The following is an 18,821-nucleotide window of genomic DNA, read 5'->3' on the forward strand; positions in this document are numbered from 1 at the left end:
GGCGCCCGCAACAGGTCTAGGTTCTCCCACCACGCGCCCGCGCCGAGGGAGAACCGCCATGAGCACCGCAGTCCCGCAGCCCGCTGGCTCGCCGTACGTCACGTACGTCCCGGTGGCGGTGGTGCCGCCGCGCAGCCATCTCGGCCTTGCGCTCCTCGCCCTGGTGCTGTTCGCCCCGGCGGGCGCCCTCGCCGTCGTGCACGCGGGCCGCGTGCGCCGGCGGTGGCGCGCGGGCGACGTGGCCGGCGCCCGAGCGGCGGCGACGCGCGCCCGGCAGTGGTCCGCGCTGGCGGTCCTGGTCGCCCTCGCGGCGGTGGCGATGGCGCTCGCGCTGGCGGCGACCGGTGCCGCCGGGATGACCCGCTAGATGCCGGCACCGGCCCGGCGAGCGGTCACGGGAGTCTCCTCGCGCGACCAGGACTCCTGCTCGGGCCCCTGGTCCCGGTACTCTTCGCGATCATGAGTGGCACGTCACGACGCAAGGCATCGCGAGGTGGTCGGTCCGGCTCCCGAGCCGCCGTGCCGCCGGCGAGCAGCGCCCTGGCGTGGGCGGAGAGCCTGGCCGGCGCATCGCCGACGGCTGAGCCCGGCGACGGCGTCCCCGCCGGGCCCGACTCCGCACCCGCAGAGGAGGCGCCGTCGCCGTTCGGCCGGTCCGTCCCCGCGCCCTGGGGCGCCACCGGCCCGGCCGCGGGCGAGTGGTCCGAGACGCACACCCTCGGCGTCGGCATCTCGCCCGAGATCGCTGCGGCAGCCCGGGCCCGGGCCGCGGGCGGCTCGCCGTTCGGCTCCCCGTTCGGCACGACGACGGACGCGGGGCCGGGTCCCGCCGCCGCCTCGCCGTTCAGCGGCGCTGGCGCGGGCGCCGACCTCGCCCCGGCGGGGCCGGGCCTGGCGGGGCCGGGCGAGGCGGGGCCGGGCCTGGCGGGCTCGGGCGAAGCGGGCTCGGGCGAAGCGGCCTCGGTCGAGGCGGGGCCGGGCGAGGCCGGACCGGCACCCTGGGGTTCCGCCCTGGGAACGGTGGGAACTGCGGACGAGGCGCCGTCGTCGGGCGATGGAGCCGACGGCGGGCCGGACGGAGCGGGCCCGTGGGGTGCTGTCGGCCCCGTCCCGGCCGCCGGCCGCCGTGAGAAGCCGGGGAAGACCAAGGGTGGCAAGGGAAAGAAGGCCAAGGGCCGCGCGAGCGAGGAGCGCCCCGCCGGCAGGGCGACGCCCGGCCCGGCGGTCTCCGGTGAGCCGTCCGGCGACGAGGCTGTCGGCGCCGACGACCCAGCAGGAGACGGCGCAGCCGGACCCGCGGCCATCCCGCCCAAGCGGCGCAGGGTGCGCCCGGGTGAGGTGGACCCGGACGTGGCTCCTCCGTCGATCGCGCCGTCGCGGCGCGGTCGCGGAGGCCGTCGGGGCGACGGCTCCGCCGCGACGGCCCCGCGCAAGCGGCTGGGGGTGCCGCCCTTCGCGGACAAGCCTCTCGTCCTCGCCCTGGCCGGGGTGGTGGCCCTGGGGCTCGGTCTCGGCGTCGGGTGGGTCCAGGGCAGCGTGAGCGAGACCGAGGACCTCCCGCCGGCGACGCCCCAGGCATGTGCGTCGGCCACCTGGGCGTGGGCCCAGTCGAACAGCGCGCAGTCCGTGATGTCGCCGGACGACCCGGCGAGCCTGCGCACGGGCTTCATGAAGGCCCGGGACGCCCTGGACGGCGTGACGCCGCCCGCGCAGATCGCCGAGGACTGGGGGACTGTCCAGTCGTTCATCTCGACGATGGCCGCGAGCCTGGAGCCGGTGGACCCCGCGAACCCTGAGGCGCTCCTGGCCGCGGCGAACGAGGGCGGTACGGGCCTCGACCAGCCCAGGATGACCGAGGCTGCGAGCCGCGTGCAGGCGTACCTCGCCGGCAACTGCGCGGGCTGACCGCGAAGGGCCGGCGCGGATCGGCGAGGATGGGGCCGTGACCGTCTCCTCCCCGTCCATGGCCGACCACTCCGCGCCCGACGCCTCTGACGCCGCCCTGGTCGACGCGCTCCGGGCCGACCTGACGGGGTCGGGCTTCGACGTCGACGGTGTCGAGGACCTGCTCGGGCCCCTCGCCTCGGCCGCGCTGCACCGCGAGCAGGCGGTGCCGGCCCGCCGGGCGGTCGCCGCCGCGGTGCACGGCCGGGCTGCCCGGGAGCGCGACCCGCGGGCGGCGCTCACCAGCCTGTTCCTGCTCGGGGACGAGGTCCCCCGGGCCGCGCTGGACAGCGCGCTGCCGCACGTGGGCACGGCGGGGGCGGAGCGCCTTGGCCTCGTGGAGGCCTCCGGGGCGGGGGACGACGACGCGGTGCGCGCCGTGACCGACCTGCGGCCGTACGGCGCCACGGACGCCGCAGGCGAGGTGCGCTGGTGGCTGGCCTCCGACCTCGGTGAGCTCGCGACCGGCGGGCGGCTCTTCACCGACCACGTGCTGGGAGCCGGCGGAGCCTCGCTCACGCTGGCCCAGGTCACGATGCGGACGCCCACCGGCCGGGCGCTCGACCTGGGGACGGGCTGCGGCATCCAGGCGCTGCACGCCGCCCGGCACGCCCGTTCGGTGGTGGGTACCGACATCTCGCGGCGCGCGCTCGCCTACGCGGCGTTCAACTCGGCGCTCAACCTCGGCACCGTCGGGGTGGAGCTCCGGGAGGGCTCGATGCTGGAGCCGGTGGCGGGCGAGGAGTTCGACCTGGTCGTCTCCAACCCGCCGTTCGTGATCACGCCCCACGCGGGCGCGCCGGGCAGGGCCGTGGCCGCGGCCCTGGGCGACTACGAGTACCGGGACGGTGGCCGCGCGGGTGACGACCTGGTGCGCGAGCTGATCACCGGGGTGGGCTCCGTGCTGGCCCGGGGCGGCGTCGTACAGCTTCTCGGCAACTGGGAGCACCGGCGCGGGGAGCCCTGGACCGAGCGGGTCGGTGCGTGGCTCGGCCAGTCCGGGCTGGACGGCTGGGTGATCCAGCGCGAGGTCCTCGACCCGGCAGAGTATGCCGAGACGTGGATCCGCGACGGCGGTACGACCGCCGACCGCGAGCCGCAGGCGTGGTCGGACGCGTACGAGGCGTGGCTCGACGACTTCGCGTCGCGCGACGTCGAGGCGATCGGCTTCGGGATCGTGACGCTGCGCCGTCCGGCGGCCGCCGCCGTCGGTAGCGCGGACGCCGCTGCTGTCGGTCGCACGGCCGCCGTCGGCGGCGCGGGAGCGCCCGGTGCCCGGCTGCGCCGGCTGGAGGAGCACACGGGCTCGCTGCGCCAGCCCCTGGGGGCGCACCTTGCCCGGTGCCTCGCGGGGTACGACTGGCTGGCGTCGCGGGACGACGCCGCCCTGGCGGACACCCGCCTGGTGACGGCGCCCGACGTGACGGAGGAGCGGTACCTCACGCCCGGTGCCGCGCACCCTGACGTGGTCATCCTGCGACAGGGGGACGGCCTGGGCCGCGGGGTCCATGCCTCCACCGGCCTGGCCGCGCTGGTGGGTGCGTGCGACGGCGAGCTCACGGTGGGCCAGATCGTCGGCGCGGTCGCGGCGCTCTTCGAGGTCCCGGCGGACGCGCTCGCTGCCGAGCTGCTGCCCGCGGTCCGGGGACTCGTGGGCGACGGCTTCTTGATGCCTGAGGCGACACGCCGCTGAAAACGCGTGTCCCGGGAGTTTCCGGGACGTAACGACCAGGTATTGGCTGCAACTGATTACGGCTCAGCCAGAGACACGGGCGCCTCTGGCGATTATTTTCCCGTTATGTGGAACTCGACCTGCGACACCTCAAGATGGTCGTCGCCGTCGCCGAGTCCGGCAGCGTGACGAAGGCGGCAGCGACCCTGGGCATCGCCCAGCCGGCGCTGACCGCGCAGCTGAACCGGATCGACAGGGCGCTCGGCGGCTGTGTCTTCGTCCGCGACCGCAGCGGCGCGCGACCTACCGAGCTGGGCGAGCTCGTGCTCAGGCACGCCCGGGTGCTCCTCCCCGCCATGTCCGCGCTGGCCGACGACGCCCGGCGCATGGTGAACCGAGCGACCGGGTACGCCGGCGTGCTGCGAGTCGGCACGCTGGGCACCGGGCTGGGCGGGCTGTTCGTCAACCAGCTGCACGGTGCGCTCGGCGGCCTGACGATCACGACCGCGACGCCGGCCTCGGTCGACGACGCAGGATCCCGGCTGGCGAGCGGGGTTCTCGACGTGGCCCTCGTGGGGCTCTGCTCGGACTTCACGCCGCCGCAGAGCGCGGAGGTCACCTGGACGCGCGTCTGCGTGGACCCGATGTTCGTGCTGCTCGACGAGGGGCACCAGCACGCGGACCGGGTGGAGGTCGAGCTCTCGGAGCTCGCCGAGGAGCGGTGGCTGTACGTGCCCGCGCACGGGTGCACGGAGCACTGCTTCGTGACCGCCTGCGTGCGCGCGGGCTTCACGCCCCACGGGCTCGGCGAGGCGGAGTGGACGGCGGCCGTGGACCAGGTGCGGGCCGGCCGGGCGGTGGCGCTCGTCGAGCCCGGTCAGCCCGACCCGGCCGGCGTGCGGACGGTCCCGCTCGCGGGCGCACCCCTGCGCAGGACCCACTACGTGGGCTGGCGACAGGACGCGGCGGCCCGCCTGGACCTGGAGGCCGTCGAGAGCGCGGCCTTCCGCGCCCACCGCGAGGCTGTACGAAGGAGCCCGCACTATGAGCGGTGGATGGGGACTCACGGGGAACTCGTTTAGTGATTCCCTCGTACAGGCATGCGTACATCACGAACAGAGCGCGGTGAGGTAAAGCCCTCATAACGATCAGGTATGACCCGATCGTTATCTGGGCGTTCGCCTGGCGGACACCTACGGTGAGCGGCACCGGTGTGCACCGGTTCCCCTCACGAAGGAGAAGCTGGACATGAGACGAACCACCACCAGGGCTCTCGCCGTGGCGACCGCCTCGCTCACGCTCCTTGCCGGCACGGTGACGACCGCCGCGATCGCGGCGTCCGACCCGCTGTCCGACGTCGACGGCGCCTCCGCCTACGAGCCCGCCATGCTCGACGCGATGCGCCGCGACCTCGGCATGGAGACTGAGCGCGCCGTCGACCGCCTGGAGTTCCAGGCCGACGCGGCCGAGACGCAGACCACGCTCGCCAAGCGGCTCGGTGCCGAGTTCGGCGGCGCGTGGGTGGACCCGGCCGACGACGTCCTCTACGTGGCGGTCACCGACGCCGCGGACGCGGCCGCTGTGAAGGCTGCGGGCGCCACGCCGGTGACCGTCTCCCGCGCCCTGGACACCCTCGAGGCCTATGTGGGCCAGCTCGACGCCCAGCTCGCCGACGTGGCCGCTGTCCCGAGCTGGTACGCCGACGTCACCACCAACACCGTCGTGGTCAACGTCGCCCAGGGCGGTCTCGGCAAGGCGAAGCAGGCAGTCCGCGCGGCCGGTGTCCCGGACGACGCGGTCACCTTCACCGTCTCGAAGGAGAAGCCGACCACGCTGATCGACGTCGTGGGCGGCAACGCCTACTACATCGGCAGCTCCCGGTGCTCCGTCGGGTTCAGCGCCACGGGCGGCTTCGTGACCGCCGGCCACTGCGGCCGCGTGGGCGCCACCACCACCCAGCCGAGCGGCCAGTTCACCGTCTCCAGCTTCCCCGGCAACGACTACGCGTACGTGCGCGTGAACTCGGGCAACACGCTCATCGGCGCCGTCAACAACTACTCGGGCGGCCGCGTCAGCGTCGCCGGCTCCACGGCCGTCGGCGTGGGCGCCTCGGTCTGCCGCTCCGGCTCGACCACCGGCTGGCACTGCGGCACCGTCCAGGCCCTCAACTCGAGCGTCACCTACTCGCAGGGCACCGTCTCGGGCCTCATCCGCACCAACGTGTGCGCGGAGCCGGGCGACTCGGGCGGCTCGCTCATCGCCGGCAACCAGGCGCAGGGTCTCACGTCCGGCGGCTCGGGCAACTGCTCGTCGGGCGGCACCACCTACTTCCAGCCCGTGAACGAGGCGCTCAGCGCCGCCGGCGTCTCGCTCATCCTCGGTGGGGGCGGCACCACCCCGCCGCCCACCGGCTGCACCGGGTACGCGTCGGGCTTCAGCGGGTCGCTGAGCAGCGGTACGTACACGTACAAGCCGAGCAGCACCGGCTTCTCGGCCGGGACGGGCACCATCCGCGGCTGCCTCGACGGCCCGACCGGTACCGACTTCGACCTGCACCTGCAGAAGCGCTCGACGAGCGGCACGTGGTCCACGGTCGCCCAGGGCATCACCAGCAGCCCGGACGAGACGGTGTCGTACTCCGGCACCTCCGGCACCTACCGCTGGGTCGTCGAGGCGTACTCGGGCTCCGGGTCCTACTCGGGCGGCTACACGCTCCCGTGACCCGTCCACCCATGAGCTGACGGCCGGAGCCTCCGTCAGGCGCGGGGCTGCCCCTCCGGGGGCGGCCCCGCGTTCTCGTCCGGGTCCCGGAGCGGCAGGCCGCTCGCGCCGCGTACGGTGTGGCCATGACGGTCGACACGACATGGTCCGGACCAGCGGCTGGACGCGGTGCGGGCGCCCACCCGGTCGCGCGCGCGGCAGCCGTCGTCGTCGCGGTGGTCGCCGCCTGGGGTGTCTGGGCGCTCTGGCGATTCTTCGTGGGGACGTACGACGGCCAGCTCGCCGACCAGCTCGCGCTCGACGGGGCCCGCACCGGCCGGCGCACCCTGTGGACGGTCGCGGAGCCGGTGCTCGACGTCGTCTCCTTCGCGTTCGTGGCGGGCGGCATCGCCGCAGCCGTGCTCGTCGCCGTGCTGCGGCGCCGGTGGGTCCTCGCGATCCAGGTGGGCACGCTCGTGGCGGGGGCGAACCTGACGACCCAGGTGGTCAAGCGTGTGCTCCTCGACCGCTCGGACCTGATCGACAAGGGCGGCTATCTCGAGAACACCCTGCCGAGCGGGCACACCACCGCGGCGGCCTCGGTGGCGGCGGCCGTCCTGCTCGTGGTGCCGCGGGGGTGGCGGCCCCTCGTCGCGCTGCTCGGCGGCGCGTACACCGCGGCGACCGGCTGGTCCACCTACGTGGGGCAGTGGCACCGGCCGTCGGACGTGATCGCGGCGGTGCTCGTGGTGCTCGCCTGGGGTGCGATCGTCTGCGCCTTCAGCTCCGGCAGCGCCCTGGACCGCCCCCGGCGCGCGGGAGACACTCTGGCGGCCCCCGGTTCCATGGCGGTCGCGGCGCTCATGATCCTCGGCGGCCTGGTGGCCGGCGCGGTCGCCGTCGGTGCGCTGGCGGCCGTCCTCGGGTACGACTGGGGACCCCTCATGGGCGGCGACCTCACCGCCTACGCGGGGGGCGTGCTCGCCACCGTCGCGGCGTCGGCCCTGGCATTCGCCGTGCTGCTCCTGCTGCGCCAGTCGACCGCCCGCCCCGTGCGGGGCACCCCGCCGAGACAGTGACCTGGTCCGACGGAGGTGCTGTCTCGGCGAGGAGGCCCCGCCGAGAGAGTGCCCGCGTCCGCTACGTGCTCGTCCGCTACTTGCTCGTGGACGTCTTGCGCTTGGCGGGGGCCTTCTTGGCCGCCGTCGAACGCGTGGTCCGCTTCTTGGCCGGGCCCGCCGCCCGCTTCTCCGCGAGCAGCTCGATGGCGCGCTCGGCGGTGATCGACTCGGGCGTCACGTCGCGGGGCAGCGTGCGGTTGGTCTCGCCGTCGGTCACGTACGGGCCGAACCGGCCGTCCTTGACGGTGATCGGCTTGCCGCTCGTCGGGTCGTCGCCGAGCTCGCGCAGCGGCGGCGCGGCGGCCGCCCGCCCGCGCTGCTTGGGCTGCGCGTAGATCGCCAGGGCCTCGTCGAGGGTGATGGTGAACATCGCCTCCTCGGACGGCAGCGTGCGCGAGTCCGTGCCCTTCTTGAGGTAGGGCCCGTAGCGTCCGTTCTGCGCAGTGATCTCGGCGCCCGTCTCCGGGTCGGTCCCCACCACGCGCGGCAGCGAGAGCAGCTGCAGCGCCTCCTCGAAGGTGATCGACTCCAGCGTCTGCGACTTGAGCAGCGACCCCGTCCGCGGCTTCGGCAGCGCGGCCAGCGCGCGCTTCTTCGCCGCCGCCGACAGGCCCGGGTCGAGCTCCGGCTCCGGCAGCACCTCCGTGACGTACGGGCCGTAGCGGCCCGCCTTCGCCACGATGGGGTGGCCGCTCTCCGGGTGGTGGCCCAGGACGCGGCCGTCGTCGGCGCCGGCGGCGAGCAGCTCGCGCGCCTTCTCGACGGTCAGCTCGTCCGGGGCGATGTCGTCGGGGACCGACGCGCGCGGCGGGGTGCCGCCCTCCTCCACCTCGGCCGCCAGGTCCTCGACGTACGGGCCGTACCGGCCCACCCGGACGCGGATCCCCTCGCCGATCGGCACGGAGTTGATGGCGGCCGCGTCGATGTCGCCCAGGTTGTCGACGAGCGCCTTGAGGCCGCCGCCGCTGTCGTCCACGCCGCGCTCGTCGGACGTGCCCGCGTTGCCCGGGCGCTCGCCGAAGTAGAACTCCTGGAGCCACGCCACGCGCTCGCGCTCGCCGGCGGCGATCTCGTCGAGGTCGGCCTCCATCGCGGCCGTGAAGTCGTAGTCGATGAGCCGGTCGAAGTGCAGCTCGAGCAGGTTGATCACCGCGAAGGCGAGCCAGGTGGGCACCAGTGCCTGCCCGCGTGAGACGACGTAGCCCCGGTCCTGGATCGTGGAGATCGTCGCCGCGTAGGTGGAGGGGCGGCCGATGCCGCGCTCCTCCAGCGCCTTGACGAGCGACGCCTCGGTGTAGCGCGCGGGCGGGTTGGTGGAGTGGCCCTCGGCGGAGAGGTCGGACGCCGTCAGCGGGTCACCCTCCGACATGCGCGGCAGGCGGGCCTCGCCCTTGCCGCCGTCGGCCGCCTCGGTCTCGTCGGTGCCCTCCTCGTACGCGGCAAGGAACCCCCGGAACGTGATCACCGTGCCCGACGCCGAGAACCCGGCCTCCGTGCCGGTCAGCTCGCCCGACGTGATCGTCGCGGCGAGCCGCACGGAGGCAGTGGAGCCCTTGGCGTCGGCCATCTGGGACGCGACGGTGCGCTTCCAGATCAGCTCGTACAGCCGGAACTGGTCGCCGCTCAGCTCGCCGGCCACCTGCGCCGGGGTGCGGAACGAGTCGCCCGCGGGGCGGATCGCCTCGTGCGCCTCCTGGGCGCCCTTGTTCTTGGACTGGTAGAGGCGCGGGGCGCCCGGCACGTACTCCGGGCCGTACAGCTCGGCAGCCTGCCGGCGGGCGGCGTCTGTGGCCTCGGAGGACAGCGACGGGCTGTCCGTACGCATGTAGGTGATGTAGCCGTTCTCGTACAGGCCCTGCGCGGTGCGCATGGTCTGGCGCGACGACATCCGCAGCTTGCGGCCCGCCTCCTGCTGCAGCGTGGAGGTGGTGAACGGTGCCGCCGGGCGGCGCGTGTACGGCTTGGTCTCCAGCGAGCGGACGCGGAACGACGCGCCGTCCAGCCCCGCGACGACGGCGCGGGCCGTGCTCTCCTCGAGCTGGGTGACGCCGGTGCGGACCTTGAGCCGCCCGCGGTCGTCGAAGTCGCGGCCGCTCGCCACCCGGTCGCCGCCGAGCTGGGTGAGGCGGGCGGAGAAGGCCGGCTCGGCCTCGTCCGACACCGCGAAGGTGCCCGTCACGTCCCAGTAGGCCGCCGGAACGAAGGCCATGCGCTCCCGCTCGCGCTCCACGACGAGGCGGGTCGCCACCGACTGGACGCGGCCGGCGGACAGGCCCTGGCGGACCTTGCGCCACAGGACGGGCGAGACCTCGTAGCCGTAGAGGCGGTCGAGGATGCGGCGGGTCTCCTGGGCGTCGACGAGGTCCTGGTCCAGCTCGCGGGTGTTCTCCAGCGCGCGGAGGATCGCTTCGCGGGTGATCTCGTGGAAGACCATCCGCTTGACCGGGACCTTGGGCTTGAGCTCCTGGATCAGGTGCCAGGCGATGGCCTCGCCCTCGCGGTCCTCGTCGGTGGCGAGGTAGAGCTCGTCGGCGTTCTTGAGCGCTCGCTTGAGCTCGGTGACCTTCTTCTTCTTGTCGGCGTAGACCTCGTAGTACGGCTCGAACCCGTTCTCCACGTCCACGGCGAACTTGCCGTAGGGCCCCTTCTTCATGTCCGTGGGCAGCTCGGACGGCTGCGGGAGGTCGCGGATGTGGCCCACGCTGGCCTCGACCTCGAAGTCGTCGCCGAGATAGCCCTGGATCTTGCGAGCCTTCGTGGGGGACTCGACGATCACGAGCTTGCGTGCCTGGGGCATCCGTTCCTGCTTCCTGGTCCTGCGGGGGGAGGGGAGGTGCCGGTCGTGGCGCCGGGGTAGTTCACGGTACGCCACCGACGTCGTCCTGCACCCTATCGGGGCGACCTGGGAGGTGCCCGGGGATTCCGCGGGCTGGTGCGGTATGTCACCCGTGCGGTCTCCGGCGTAGCCTCGGGCGCATGACCGATCCTCGCTCGTTCGCCCCCGGCCTCACCGCTGACGACCTGGCCGGCCTGGCGCCGGACCCCCGGGACGCGCCACCCGTCCGCTGGGGCGTCCTCGGGGCCGGCAACATCGCGTCGTCGTTCGCCGACGGCGTCCGCGAGTCCACCCAGGCCACCGTCGTGGCCGTCGGGTCGCGCGACCTGGCGAAGGCCGAGGCGTTCGCCACCGCGCACGCGCCCGGCGCCCGTGCGCACGGAACCTACGAGGACCTCGTGGCGGACCCCGACGTCGACGTCGTCTATGTGGCCACCCCGCACTCCCACCACCACGAGCACGCCCTGCTCGCCATCCGGGCGGGCAAGCACGTGCTCGTCGAGAAGGCGTTCACACGGAACACCGCCGAGGCCCAGGAGGTGCTGACCGCCGCCAAGGAGGCGGGCGTCTTCTGCATGGAAGCCATGTGGACGCGGTTCCTGCCTCACGTCGCCGCCCTGCGTGGCGTGATCGCGCGCGGCGAGATCGGTGAGGTGGTCACCGTCACCGCCGACTTCGACATCCAGGTCCCGTTCGACCCCGCGCACCGCCTCTTCGCCCCCGAGCTTGCCGGCGGCGCCCTTCTCGACCTGGGGATCTACCCGCTCGCGTTCGCGCACGACCTCCTCGGGGTCCCGGCGGCCGTGACGGCGGTGGGCACCCTCGCGGCGACCGGCGTGGACGACCACCTCTCCATGGTGCTGTCCTACGACTCCGGTGCGCAGGCGCTCCTGCACACCTCGACGCGTGCGCAGGGTCCCTGCACCGCCGTCGTCGTGGGTACCAAGGGCCGCATCGAGGTGGACAACTGGTTCTTCACGCCGACCGGCTTCCGCGTGGAGCGGACCGACGGCGTCACCTGGGACTACGAGGGCTTCCGCGGCGAGGGCAAGCAGTACGAGGCCGCCGAGGTGGCCCGCCGCCTCGCCGCAGGGGAGACCGAGAGCCCGCGCATCAGCTGGGCCGCCACGCTCGAGGTGATGGGTCTGCTCGACGACGTGCGCCGACAGGTGGGCGTGGTCTACCCGGGCGAGTGAGCAGTGCGTTCCGTTGTGGGTATGGCTGTGGTGCGAACTCGCCCCGGAATTCCCGCCACAGCCATACCCACAACAGCCGCCCGGGTCAGCCCTGGGGGCGGAGGGCGATGGCCATCGCCTCGAGGGCGAGCAGCGGCGCCACGTTGCCCTCCAGCCGGCGCCGGGCCACCGCGATGGCGTCCATGCGGCGCACCGTCTGCTCCGGCGTGGAGTCGGCGGCGAGGCTGCGCACGGTCTGCGCCAGCTCGGCGTTCACCAGCTCCACCTCCGCACCGAGCTGCACCACCAGCACGTCCCGGTAGAGCGACAGCAGGTCCACCATGGCGCGGTCGAGCACGTCGCGCTGATGCCGGGTCGCGCGCCGCTTCTGGTCCTCCTCCAGGGCCTTGAGCTGGGAACGCAGCTTGGGCGGCAGCGTCTCCCCCTCGCCCACGCCCAGGGAGCGCATGAGCTCCGCGCGCTCGGCGGCGTCACGCTCCTCCGTGGCGGTGCGCGCCTCCTCCTTGGCGAGGTTCACCAGCTCGTCGGCCGCGAGCACCGCGTCGCCCACGCCGCGGATGCGCCGGGCCAGGCCCAGCACGGCAGTGCGGCGCTCGCGCGCGCCGGTGTCCCGCGCGAGGCGGCGGGCCAGGCCCACGTGGCTCTGCGCGGCCCGTGCCGCGCTGAGCGCCACCGCCGGGTCGGCGCCGTCACGGCGGACGAGCAGCTCGGCGACCGCCTCCGCGGGCGGCACGCGCAGGACCACGCCGCGGCAGCGCGAGCGGATGGTGGGCAGCACGTCCTGGACGCTCGGGGCGCACAGCACCCAGACGGTGTGCGGCGGCGGCTCCTCGATGGACTTGAGCAGCACGTTGGTGGTCTGCTCCGCCATGCGGTCGGCGTCCTCGACCACGATTACGCGCCAGCGGCCCTGCGAGGGGGTGCGCACGGCGGTGCCGATGAGGTCGCGCACCTCCTTGACGGTGATGATGACCTTCTCGGTGGCGACCAGCGTCACGTCGGGGTGCGTGCCGCCCAGCGTGGTGGTGCAGGCGTGGCACCTGCCGCACCCGCCCTCCAGGCATTGGAGCGCGGCGGCGAACGCTCGCGCCGCGACCGACCGGCCCGACCCGGGCGGGCCCGTGAGCAGCCACGCGTGCGTCATCGCCGCCGGGTCCTCGACGGCGGCGCGGAGCGTGGCGACGGCCTGCTCCTGACCCACCACGTCGTCCCAGACGGTCATGCCTCCAACGCCTCCTCGACCACCGGGGTGAGCCCCAGCCGGGCGGCGACGTCCACGCGGATCTGAGCTTGCAGGTCGTCCACCGGGGCATCCGCGTCGATCACGAGCCAGCGATCGGGGTCGGCTGCCGCGCGGGCCACGAACGCGTCCCGCGTGCGGCGGTGGAAGTCGTCGCCCGCGCGCTCCAGCCGGTCGGGCGCGTCGGCGCGGCCGTCGCGGCGCGTGGCGGCCACCGCGGGGTCGAGGTCGAGCAGCACCGTGACCTGGGGCAGCAGGCCGTCGACGGCCCAGAGCGACAGGCGCTCCACCTCGTCGGCGTCGAGGGCGCGGCCACCCGCCTGGTACGCGACGGAGGAGTCGAGGTAGCGGTCGGTGACGACGATGGCGCCGCGTTCCAGCGCCGGACGGATCAGCGACGCCACGTGGTGGGCGCGGTCGGTGGCGTAGAGCAGGGCCTCGGTCCGCGGGTCCACGTCCTCGCCGTGGAGCACGGCGGCGCGAAGCTCCGCACCGAGGGCGGTGCCGCCCGGCTCGCGGGTGAGCACCACCTCGCGGCCCGTGAGCTCCGCCAGCCACTCGCCGAGCAGGCGCGACTGCGTGGACTTGCCGACGCCGTCGCCGCCCTCGAACGAGATGAAGTACCCGGGTGTGCTCACGCCGACAACCCTAGCCGTGGCGACCGACACCTCACCTGCGCGCGCGCCTCTCGCCCCGCCGTCGCACGATGGGTGCATGGAGCGCACCCCGACCAGCACCCCGGCCAGCGAGCTCACCGACGACGAGGTGTGGGACTTCCTCGCCTCCCAGCGGATCGGCCGCCTGGCCACGGCGGCCGCCGGCATCGCCGACATCTTCCCGGTGAACTTCGCCGTGGACGAGCGCTCGGTCCTGTTCCGCACCACGGCGGGCAGCAAGCTGGTGGAGCTCACGATCAACAGCGAGGTCGCCTTCGAGGCCGACCAGATCGACGACGAGACGGCGGTGAGCGTCGTGCTGCGCGGGCTCGCCCAGATGGTCCAGCTGGACGAGGAGGTGCTGCGGGCCGAGCGGCTCCTCCCGAGCACCTTCACCGGCGAAGACGACAAGGACATCTGGGTCCGCATCACCCCCATGGCGATCCGGGGCCGCCGCCTGACCCGCGGCTGACGGCCGCGCTCCCGGCACCTCTCCACCCGGCCCGACGACGGGGCCGCACCTCTCGTACGAGGGGTACGGCGCCGCCGTCGGCCGGGTTGTTGTGCGCGCGAATAGCTCGGATGTCGGTGAATTTCTACCCCGCAATGCTTATTGTCTGGAATGCGTCTCCTGGCTAGGCTCGCTGCGTTCACCGCCCGATCTGACTGTGCCCCGCAGCTACCCCGAAGGAGCCGCGAGCGATGAAGATCCTGCTTCTGGCCTCGGCATTCAACGGCCTCACCCAGCGCGTCTGGTGCGCCCTCCGCGAGGAGGGGCACGACGTCGGCGTCGAGCTGGCGCCCGCGTTCCCCGGACCCGCCACGCTGACCGCAGCCGTCGAGAAGGCCGACCCGGACCTGATCCTCTGCCCGTTCCTCAAGCACCGGGTGCCCGCCGAGGTGTACGAGCGCTGGACCACCGTCGTGATCCACCCGGGGCCCGTGGGCGACCGCGGCCCGTCGGCCCTCGACCACGCGATCCTCTCCGGGCGGACCCGCTGGGGCGTGACCGCGCTGTCCGCCGTCGAGGAGCTGGACGCCGGGCCGGTCTGGGCCACCTCCGTGTTCGACCTCCCGGCCGAGCCGGTGTCGAAGAGCGCTCTGTACAACAGCCGGGTGGCAGACGCGGCGATGGCCTGCGTGCGGGAGGTCCTGCGCAAGGTCGCCGAGGGTCTGGGACCCGTGCCCGCCGACGAGCACCCGCGCGTCGTCGAGGGCACGGGCGAGCTGCCGCTCCTGCGCCGGGCCCAGTTCCGGCTCGACTGGACGCTGCCCGCCGCGGAGCTCGCCCGGCGGGTCGCCGCGGCGGACGGCGCGCCCGGCGCGCCCGTCGAGGTCCACGGCCGGTCCGTCTGCCTGTTCGATGCGGTGGCCACCGACGACGACCACGGCGCCGCCCCGGGCGCCGTCGTGGGGCGCAACCTCGACGCCGTCGCGATCGCCACCGGCCGAGGCACGCTCTGGGTGGGGCAGGCCGCCGAGCTCGGCGACACCCGGCGGGGTCCCAAGCTGCCGGCGGCGGCCGTCGTCGACGCGCGGGAGGCTCCGTTCCGGAAGGTGCCCGACGCCCTCGCCGAGACCAGCTACGTCCGTGACGGCGACATCGGCTACCTCACGATGCGGTCCTACAACGGCGCCATGTACACGGAGCAGTGCCGTCGGCTGGCCACAGCCGTGGAGAAGGCCCTCACCGAGGACACGCGCGTGCTCGTCCTGCGCGGCACGGAGCACACCTTCTCCAACGGGATCCACCTCGGCGTGATCGACGCCGCCCCGGACCCCGCCGCGGAGGCCTGGGACAACATCTGCGCGATCGACGAGCTCTGCCTCGCGATCGCCACCGCGGAGCAGCTGACCGTGGCCGCCTTCACCGCGAACGCCGGAGCGGGCGGCGTGATGGCCGGGCTCTGCGCGGACGTGACGCTCGCCCGGGACGGCGTGGTGCTCAACCCCTACTACGACATGGGCATCTTCGGCTCGGAGCTCCACACGTGGAGCGTCGCCGGGCGGGTCGGCTCGCGCAGGGCGGAGCGGCTGCTGAGCCGCAAGCTGCCCATCTCGGTCGCGGAGGCGGCCCGGATCGGTCTCGTCAGCGCGGTCGGACCCCGCGAGTGGGGCGCCTTCTCGGAGTGGCTGACCGCGGCCGCCCAGGGTTACGACGAGCCCGCGACCCTGGGCTGGATGCTGGCGCAGAAGGCGGAGCGCCGGGCGCGCTCGAGGCCGCTGTCGTACTACCAGACCATCGAGCTCGCCGAGATGGCGCGCGACTTCTTCGACGACCGCAACGGGTTCGCCGCCCAGCGCCGGGCGTTCCTCCGCCGGACGCCTCCCTCGGAGACCCCCGCCCGGCTGCGGTTCGCCTGAGCCTGCGCGTGCAAGGGGCGCCGACGTCGGCACACTCTCCGGGTGAGGGCGCCAGCCCTCGTGCGTTCGACCGACGGGTGAAAGGATCGCCTCATGATGCGACGTACGGGACCCGGCCTGTTTCTCGGCCTCGGTGCAGCGGTGGCGCTCGTCGTGCTCACCGGCTGCGCGCAGCAGGTGGACACCCCGGGGGGTGACGGGAGTCCGTCGGCGTCGCCCGAGGCGAGCACCGGGGTGGGCGACGAGGCGTCGCCGGACCCGGCCGCGTCGTCGTCGGGCGCCGCAGGGCTCGTCGAGGCCTCGGGGATGGCGCTCGAGCCCGGAGCCTCCGGCCGCGGCCTGCCCGACGGCGTGCCCGGCTCCATGGACTCCCCGGCGGGAGTGGCCTGGTCGCCCGAGGAGGGGCTGCTCTACGTGGTGACCTACGGCTCGAGCTCGTGCCCCTCGCTCGCCGAGCCGGAGGCCACAGCCGACGGCGGCACCGTGACGGTGAGCCTGCTGCCGCCCAAGGACGGCATGTGCACCATGGACTGGGCGCCGACCACGACGGTGGTCGCCGTGCCGGCGGGCACCGACGAGGCCGCGCCTCTCAGCGTGGTGCTCGGTACGCACGGGACGGTCGAGCTGGCGCCGCGGGCGACGGCCGGCGAGGCCGGGGAAGCGGCGTGGGTCGGCCTGTCGTGACGGTGGTGTGTCTATTCAGGGAACCGTCAAGAACTGCCGGGTGAGTACCGATAGGTTGTGCGGGTGATTCGCCCCGCTCGTCGTTCACCCGCGGCCGTCGTCTCCTGCGTCGTCGTGGCCACCGTGCTGCTCCTCGCCGCGTGCGCGGCGCCTCCCAAGGTGCAGACGACGCTCGCGGAGCCCGGGACCGCTGTCGGCTCGGCCGACCCTGGCGCCGTGGAGGCCGGGGCGGCCGCGGGGGCGCCCGCCGGGTTCGAGGCGTACTACGGCCAGCTGCTCGAGTGGACCGACTGCGGCAGCGGGTTCCAGTGCGCCACGGCGGAGGCGCCGCTCTCCTGGCAGGACGCCGCGTCGGGCACCATCGAGGTGGCGCTCAAGAAGGCCCCCGCCCAAGGGCGCAAGGTGGGGTCGCTGCTCATCAACCCGGGTGGGCCGGGCGGCTCGGGCATCGAGCTGGTCGAGGGCGTCGACCGGTTCGGGGACCGGCTGCGCGACGGGTTCGACATCGTGGGGTTCGACCCGCGGGGCGTCGGCGAGTCCACCCCGGTGGTCTGCCTGGACGACAAGGAGCTCGACAGGTACCTCACCGCCTCGTACCCGCAGGACGACGAGGGCCTCGAGGAGATGGCGCAGAGCGTCCGTGAGTTCGGCGCGGCCTGCGCCCAGAACACCGGCGCGCTCCTCGGCACCGTCGACACGCAGAGCGTCGCCCGCGACCTCGACATGCTGCGAGCCGTGCTCGGCGACGCGAAGCTGAACTACCTCGGCTACTCCTACGGCACCGACCTGGGTGCCACGTACGCGGGCCTCTTCCCCGACCGCGTGGGCCGGCTCGTGCTCGACGGCGCCGTGGACGTCACCCTCAGCTCCGACCAGGTGGCGGAGGAGCAGGCCGTCGGCTTCGAGAACGCGCTGCGCGCCTACGTGGCCGACTGCCAGGACGGACCGAACTGCCCGCTGGGCGGCAACGTCGACACCGGCCTGCGGCAGGTGCGCGCGCTGCTCGACGACGCCCTCGACAACCCGATCCCCACGTCCGGCGACCGCGAGGTCACCCAGACGCTCGCCTTCTACGGCATCGCGGTGACGCTCTACGACGAGGCCAACTGGGCGATCCTCACGGAGGCCTTCACCGAGGTCTTCCAGGAGGGCACCGGCGACACGCTCCTGTACCTCGCGGACTTCTACAACGACCGCAACGCCGACGGCACCTTCAAGTCCAACTCCACGGAGGTCTTCAAGGCCGTGGGCTGCCTCGACGGCAGGGCCGAGGAGGACCTCGACGAGATGCGGGACCTCGCCGAGCACATCGAGCAGGTGGCGCCCACGGTGGGACCGTTCTTCGCGTACTCGGGCCTCTCCTGCGCCGACTGGCCCTTCCCGCCCGTCGAGGACGCGTACGACGTGTCGGCGCCCGGCGCCGCGCCCATCGTCGTGATCGGCACCACGAACGACCCGGCCACCCCGTACAAGTGGGCCGAAGGGCTGGCGTCCACCCTCCAGTCGGGCGTGCTCGTCACGTACGAGGGCGAGGGGCACACCGCCTACGGGCGTTCCAACGCATGCATCTCCGAGGCCGTGGAGGACTACCTGGTCGAGGGCACCGTGCCCCGGGACGGGCTCACCTGCTGACGCGCGGGGTGCTGGGCGGTCCGGGGTGCCGGCCGGTGTGACCGGGGCCGCAGGTTTCGCTTTGGAGTCTGGGCCAGGTGTTGGGTACAGTTGGGGCGCTCCACTGAGCCACGCGGTCACGCGAGGTGCACGTTGGGCGCGCCGCCTTAGCTCAGTCGGTAGAGCGTCTCACTCGTAATGAGAAGGTCGTGGGTTCGATTCCCACAGGCGGCTCCGTACAGAAACCCCGCTCCACCAGGGAAGTTGTCCCCGGTCGAGCGGGGTTTCTGCTGTCTCACGCCCCGGGAGCGCCGACCAGGCAGTTGTTCCCTGTCCCGGTCTGGGACGGAGAGCAGGTGCCTGGTCGGCGGCCTCCTCCGGCGGGCAAGATGGTCAAACCGGCTGGAATCGATAGCGGCCGCTCGTCGGGATACCTGATCATGTGCGCATGACCGATGAGGGTGCGACGTATTCGATCTCGCTGCGGCTGCAGCGAGTGACCACCGAGGAGTGCTTCGTCACGGTTCCCGTGACGGACGCCGTGATGCAGGACGAGCCCCATGCCGACGGCAGTTGGCACCTCGATCTGGAGAAGCTCTGGGCCGAGGCGATCAGGCTGGGCGAGGTGCAGGGCGGCTGGCGGGTGGAGGAGCGACAGACTGCCCCGCACCCGGTCCAGACGGCCCCCGGGCCACCCGCCGCGAACTAGTTTCCCGGCTCCTCGCCAGCCTGGCCCGTGTGATCGGTAGTTTGGGGGGGGGGGGGGGGGGGGGGGCGGCGTCCCACCCCCCCCCCCC

At 73.8% G+C, this 18,821-nt stretch carries 15 protein-coding genes and 1 tRNA gene; 13 read left to right on the plus strand and 3 right to left on the minus strand.

What is annotated here, in order from left to right; translation table 11 throughout:
- Positions 1–58: 58 nt before the first annotated feature.
- The 6 genes from AC060K_RS16505 to AC060K_RS16530 all read left to right on the plus strand — a co-directional run bounded on the left by AC060K_RS16505 (position 59) and on the right by AC060K_RS16530 (position 7,395).
- Positions 59–367: a CD225/dispanin family protein gene (locus AC060K_RS16505; RefSeq protein WP_483766493.1), complete on the plus strand. Its 309-nt coding sequence runs from the start codon at positions 59–61 to the stop codon at positions 365–367.
- 92 nt (positions 368–459) lie between these two features.
- Positions 460–1,905 carry a hypothetical protein gene (locus tag AC060K_RS16510; protein ID WP_483766494.1) on the plus strand — a complete coding sequence of 482 codons (1,446 nt, stop codon included), beginning with the start codon at positions 460–462 and terminating at the stop codon, positions 1,903–1,905.
- 58 nt (positions 1,906–1,963) lie between these two features.
- Positions 1,964–3,637: a DUF7059 domain-containing protein gene (locus AC060K_RS16515; protein WP_483766524.1), complete on the plus strand. Its 1,674-nt coding sequence runs from the start codon at positions 1,964–1,966 to the stop codon at positions 3,635–3,637.
- 107 nt (positions 3,638–3,744) lie between these two features.
- Entirely contained in the window at positions 3,745–4,698 is a 954-nt protein-coding gene (locus AC060K_RS16520; protein ID WP_483766495.1) for a LysR family transcriptional regulator, read from the plus strand.
- 166 nt (positions 4,699–4,864) lie between these two features.
- Positions 4,865–6,337 (plus strand): S1 family peptidase, encoded by a 1,473-nt coding sequence (locus AC060K_RS16525; protein WP_483766496.1) that lies wholly within the window; start codon positions 4,865–4,867, stop codon positions 6,335–6,337.
- Positions 6,338–6,462: 125 nt separating this feature from the next.
- Complete coding sequence (locus tag AC060K_RS16530; RefSeq protein WP_483766497.1) at positions 6,463–7,395, plus strand: phosphatase PAP2 family protein; 933 nt, start codon at positions 6,463–6,465, stop codon at positions 7,393–7,395.
- Between the two features lie 76 nt (positions 7,396–7,471).
- Here AC060K_RS16530 and topA read toward each other — a convergent pair whose 3' ends face one another.
- The gene (gene topA, locus AC060K_RS16535) at positions 7,472–10,234 is read right to left on the minus strand and encodes a type I DNA topoisomerase (protein ID WP_483766498.1); all 2,763 of its coding nucleotides are present in this window, start codon (positions 10,232–10,234) and stop codon (positions 7,472–7,474) included.
- A 179-nt stretch (positions 10,235–10,413) separates the two neighbouring features.
- On the opposite strand from topA, the gene AC060K_RS16540 reads away from it, so the two are divergent.
- Positions 10,414–11,469 (plus strand): Gfo/Idh/MocA family protein, encoded by a 1,056-nt coding sequence (locus AC060K_RS16540; RefSeq protein ID WP_483766499.1) that lies wholly within the window; start codon positions 10,414–10,416, stop codon positions 11,467–11,469.
- 85 nt (positions 11,470–11,554) lie between these two features.
- On the opposite strand, the gene AC060K_RS16545 is transcribed toward AC060K_RS16540, so the two are convergent.
- Both AC060K_RS16545 and tmk read right to left on the minus strand, forming a co-directional pair.
- The gene (locus AC060K_RS16545; RefSeq protein WP_483766500.1) at positions 11,555–12,691 is read right to left on the minus strand and encodes a DNA polymerase III subunit delta'; all 1,137 of its coding nucleotides are present in this window, start codon (positions 12,689–12,691) and stop codon (positions 11,555–11,557) included.
- A complete protein-coding gene (gene tmk / locus AC060K_RS16550; RefSeq protein ID WP_483766501.1) occupies positions 12,688–13,347 on the minus strand; it encodes a dTMP kinase in 660 nt (219 codons plus the stop codon). Before tmk ends, AC060K_RS16545 begins: the two co-directional genes overlap by 4 nt.
- 76 nt (positions 13,348–13,423) lie before the next feature.
- On the opposite strand from tmk, the gene AC060K_RS16555 reads away from it, so the two are divergent.
- From AC060K_RS16555 to AC060K_RS16580, 6 genes are all read left to right on the plus strand, one after another.
- Positions 13,424–13,837: a pyridoxamine 5'-phosphate oxidase family protein gene (locus AC060K_RS16555; RefSeq protein WP_483766502.1), complete on the plus strand. Its 414-nt coding sequence runs from the start codon at positions 13,424–13,426 to the stop codon at positions 13,835–13,837.
- A gap of 230 nt (positions 13,838–14,067) precedes the next feature.
- Entirely contained in the window at positions 14,068–15,729 is a 1,662-nt protein-coding gene (locus tag AC060K_RS16560) for an enoyl-CoA hydratase-related protein (protein WP_483766503.1), read from the plus strand.
- A 93-nt stretch (positions 15,730–15,822) separates the two neighbouring features.
- Positions 15,823–16,413, plus strand: coding sequence for a hypothetical protein (locus AC060K_RS16565; protein WP_483766504.1), 591 nt, complete (start codon positions 15,823–15,825; stop codon positions 16,411–16,413).
- Positions 16,414–16,476: 63 nt separating this feature from the next.
- On the plus strand, positions 16,477–18,045 hold the full coding sequence (locus tag AC060K_RS16570) for an alpha/beta hydrolase (protein ID WP_483766505.1): 1,569 nt from the start codon (positions 16,477–16,479) through the stop codon (positions 18,043–18,045).
- 140 nt (positions 18,046–18,185) lie between these two features.
- Positions 18,186–18,258, plus strand: a tRNA-Thr gene (locus AC060K_RS16575).
- A 214-nt stretch (positions 18,259–18,472) separates the two neighbouring features.
- Entirely contained in the window at positions 18,473–18,733 is a 261-nt protein-coding gene (locus AC060K_RS16580; protein ID WP_483766506.1) for a hypothetical protein, read from the plus strand.
- Positions 18,734–18,821: the final 88 nt, after the last annotated feature.

The organism is Antribacter sp. NEAU-D49 (assembly GCF_057158775.1).

What these genes read in the sequence shown, in the direction of transcription:
- topA (WP_483766498.1), bottom strand. Translation starts at nt 10,234, where the DNA reads ATGCCCCAGGCACGCAAGCTCGTGATCGTCGAGTCCCCCACGAAGGCT.
- AC060K_RS16545 (WP_483766500.1), bottom strand. Translation starts at nt 12,691, where the DNA reads ATGACCGTCTGGGACGACGTGGTGGGTCAGGAGCAGGCCGTCGCCACG.
- AC060K_RS16530 (WP_483766497.1), top strand. Translation starts at nt 6,463, where the DNA reads ATGACGGTCGACACGACATGGTCCGGACCAGCGGCTGGACGCGGTGCG.
- AC060K_RS16555 (WP_483766502.1), top strand. Translation starts at nt 13,424, where the DNA reads ATGGAGCGCACCCCGACCAGCACCCCGGCCAGCGAGCTCACCGACGAC.
- AC060K_RS16580 (WP_483766506.1), top strand. Translation starts at nt 18,473, where the DNA reads ATGACCGATGAGGGTGCGACGTATTCGATCTCGCTGCGGCTGCAGCGA.
- AC060K_RS16510 (WP_483766494.1), top strand. Translation starts at nt 460, where the DNA reads ATGAGTGGCACGTCACGACGCAAGGCATCGCGAGGTGGTCGGTCCGGC.
- AC060K_RS16565 (WP_483766504.1), top strand. Translation starts at nt 15,823, where the DNA reads ATGATGCGACGTACGGGACCCGGCCTGTTTCTCGGCCTCGGTGCAGCG.
- AC060K_RS16505 (WP_483766493.1), top strand. Translation starts at nt 59, where the DNA reads ATGAGCACCGCAGTCCCGCAGCCCGCTGGCTCGCCGTACGTCACGTAC.
- AC060K_RS16560 (WP_483766503.1), top strand. Translation starts at nt 14,068, where the DNA reads ATGAAGATCCTGCTTCTGGCCTCGGCATTCAACGGCCTCACCCAGCGC.
- AC060K_RS16525 (WP_483766496.1), top strand. Translation starts at nt 4,865, where the DNA reads ATGAGACGAACCACCACCAGGGCTCTCGCCGTGGCGACCGCCTCGCTC.
- AC060K_RS16540 (WP_483766499.1), top strand. Translation starts at nt 10,414, where the DNA reads ATGACCGATCCTCGCTCGTTCGCCCCCGGCCTCACCGCTGACGACCTG.
- AC060K_RS16515 (WP_483766524.1), top strand. Translation starts at nt 1,964, where the DNA reads ATGGCCGACCACTCCGCGCCCGACGCCTCTGACGCCGCCCTGGTCGAC.